This window comes from uncultured Acetatifactor sp., assembly GCF_948601915.1.
Taxonomy (GTDB): Bacteria; Bacillota; Clostridia; order Lachnospirales; family Lachnospiraceae; genus Acetatifactor.
Window position 1 is genome coordinate 1 of record NZ_CAPDXS010000021.1, and the last position, 3054, is coordinate 3054.

Below are 3054 nucleotides of genomic sequence, written 5' to 3' on the forward strand. Positions count from 1 at the left end.
TGTGCTCTTCCGATCTAATATGTACCGGGAAGTCAGCACGCTGCACAGCTATGATTCATGCAGGCCGTTGTTCTGAGGCCTCGGAGGGTCTGGGGACAACGGCAAAAAGCGCTGCAGGTGCTGCCGTTTACGGCGGCAAGGGGCGCAGCTGCCGCATTCCGGCGGCAATAGGATGCAATTTGGATAAGACGGGAGTGGGGAGATGTTATATTTTATTCCGGCATGGTACAAGGAGAAGGAATGGTGCGAAGACGAACAGAGCTGGCGCGTGAAGCGCGCCCATTCGGAATTCGATGATACGGTGAAGCAGATTCAGCTCTTCCACCGCAGCGGGGCATATGAATACCGAATCATGCTCCTCTCAGCAGCTCCGAATTTCCGGCATTTCCTCCACAGGCAGGGGGTATACCGTGCCCCGTACTGGTCCTGTTTCGATGCCATACAGGAGATTCGGCGCAGAAAGGTCAGGGTATGGTCCTTCCATGACCTGAAATGGCCAGAGGGAATCGAATTCCTCTATACTCCCTTTGTGGTGGTGGCCATGCTGGGGAATGAGAAATATGCCCAGGTCGACTTTGGAGAGGATGGGAATCCGATTTGGGTGGAGCTGTACCAGGGCGGTGTGGTATGCCGCCGGAATCTCTATGATGACAGAGGCTTCATTGCCAGTACGATTCTGTATGAGGGAGGCCAGCCGGTCTGCCAGGACTATCTGTGTGAGAACGGAACCTGGAAGCTGCGGTGCTATCGGAAGGACGGCCATGTGGAGATTAACAGGAAGTGCCCGGAATATCTGCTGGAGTATGGAGGAAAGTGGCATACGAGACGGTTCTTCAGGAGATCCTACGACAGCATCGGGCAGGTCGTATATGAAGTGCTGGCATCTTATCTGGAGCTGACGGATGCAGGGGATATCTTTTGTGTGGCCATGCACGGTCTGCATGTGCACCTGCTGGGCAGGAACCTGAGGGGCAGAAAGAAGATTCTGTCTTTCTTCCAGGACAGGTATCAGGTGGGAAGCGACTCGGTGGTATTGGAAATGATCCGGCAGGCTGATTATGTGGTGGCAGATTCCAGGGAGACCGCCCGGAGGATACAGAAACAGGTTGCTGTAGACAAAAGGCGGCTGGCTGCGATTCCGCCTTATGATACCAGGACAGACGAGGGAATCGGTCTGCAGATGGGAGTCCAGAAGATTCTGGTGCCGGTGGACGGTCTGGACGATGGGACATTCAGGGAGATGATACGCATCATGGGGGCCTGCCTTCCCCAGAAGGAAAACATGCGCATCCACCTTTTTACCAGGGAAGCCAGATATGACAGGAAACGAAGGCTTCTGGAGCAGGTCCGCAGGGAGCTGGACAGTGCCGGCATGCCGGAAGAATGGGCTGCCGATACAGAGGGCGCGATGGTCTCAGAGAATGATCTGGAAGGTGAGGGAAGGAGTTCCGCCCGCTTCTTTCCGGAGCAATGTGTGGACGAACTGTCTGTGAGCAAATGTATGCGGGAGCAATGGCTGCTGGTAGATCTGCGGAATGTCCCGGAACAGTACCTGCAGATCAATGCCATCAGTTTCGGAATTCCCCAGATTGTAAGGAGAAGGACAGATTTTATAGAACATGGCGGCAATGGTATTGTACTGGACGGGCTGGAGCGGCTGCCAAAGGCGCTGGACTATTATCTGAACGGGCTGAAGCACTGGAACGAAGCAAAGGTGTATTCCTATGAAATCAGCAGGGAGTATACCACTGCCCGGCTGTTGGAGATGTGGGGGGAGGTCATGGACAGCGTTGGATGAGATACGTATCTTGCAACTGGGGCAAGAAGACTGGAGGAAAATCTATGCACTGCCGGAGGGCGTGGCCCTGGATCATGCGGAGGCCTTCCGGGAACTGCCGGAGAAGCCTTATGATATGTTCTTTCTGGACAGGAATCCTCTGGACGAGGAGATAGAACTGCTCTTCCAGGGGGCAAAGGCTTATACCCTCTTCGTGACCGACAGGGTGGAGGTTCAGGGCAGGGCAGAATGGCTCTGCCGCAGCAGGAAGGCCCGGCACATCGCAAGGACGGATATACAGAGGTTCCTCACAGAGGAATCCAGGTATTACTATTCGCGGCCCTATGGGGAGAAATTCAGACTGGCGGATGTGGCCATCGCTCAGGGGTTCCAGGGAAAGGTAAGGTGGAACGGGAACCAGAATGTGCTGTTGGAGGCAGACTTCGGGGATGCCTTCCGCCAGGTTGCCTACTGGCGCTACAACAGCCCGGTGCCCCGGGGACAGGCTGTTGATTTCTGGCTGGAATATCACAGGGACCCTGAGGTGGAGATTTCCATGGTGCTGACTCTCTTCGCCGCGGGAAGCGCCTCTGACGTGCTGGAACAGTGGGAGCTGGGAGAAGAGGAACTGGAAAAGGTGGTTCAGGTGGCATGCGGAAAGGGGGACGGCACTTTCTTCGTCTCGCTCCGGGCAAAGGGCAGGGGAAGGCTATGGCTGACAGCTCTGCACAAGAGGATTTCCAGGGGGAGCCATGGATATTTCCTGCCGGGGGGAGAGCGGTACGTGACAGCGGGACGGGAGGAGGCATTCTGCTATTTCGAGCCGGGAGACATGAAGCCGCCCTTGAATGTGTATTTCTCCGGATACAAGACATTACAGGGATTCGAGGGCTACTATATGATGCGGGGTCTGGGATGCCCTTTTCTGCTGCTGTCTGAGCCCAGGCTGGAGGGCGGAGGGTTCTATATGGGTTCTTCTGACTATGAACATATGTTCGAAAATTCCATCAGAAAACATATGGAGGAACTGGGATTTACCGCGGAGCAGGTGATTTTGTCGGGCCTGTCCATGGGTACTTTCGGTGCCATCTATTATGGATGCGACATCCGTCCCCATGCCATGATTGTGGGCAAGCCTCTGGCCAGTATCGGGAATGTGGCAGCAAACGAGAAGCACCTACGTCCCGGGGGATTCCCCACCTCACTGGATGTGCTTCGCGCCCAGTGCGGCGGCCTGGGTGAGGAGGACGTGGAGCGGCTCAATGAGAAGTTCTGGA

1 protein-coding gene and 1 pseudogene (1 of these 2 only partly in view) are annotated in these 3054 nt (G+C 55.5%); both read left to right on the forward strand.

The window, feature by feature from the left end:
- Nucleotides 1-202 precede the first annotated feature (202 nt).
- A complete protein-coding gene (gene asp1 / locus Q2B33_RS05315) occupies nucleotides 203-1798 on the forward strand; it encodes an accessory Sec system protein Asp1 (RefSeq protein ID WP_300573087.1) in 1596 nt (531 codons plus the stop codon).
- Nucleotides 1791-3054, forward strand: a pseudogene (asp2, locus tag Q2B33_RS05320) (accessory Sec system protein Asp2) (it continues 257 nt past the right edge of the window). The gene asp1 and the pseudogene asp2 overlap by 8 nt, the downstream one beginning before the upstream one ends.

What these genes read in the sequence shown, in the direction of transcription:
- asp1 (WP_300573087.1), top strand. Translation starts at nt 203, where the DNA reads ATGTTATATTTTATTCCGGCATGGTACAAGGAGAAGGAATGGTGCGAA.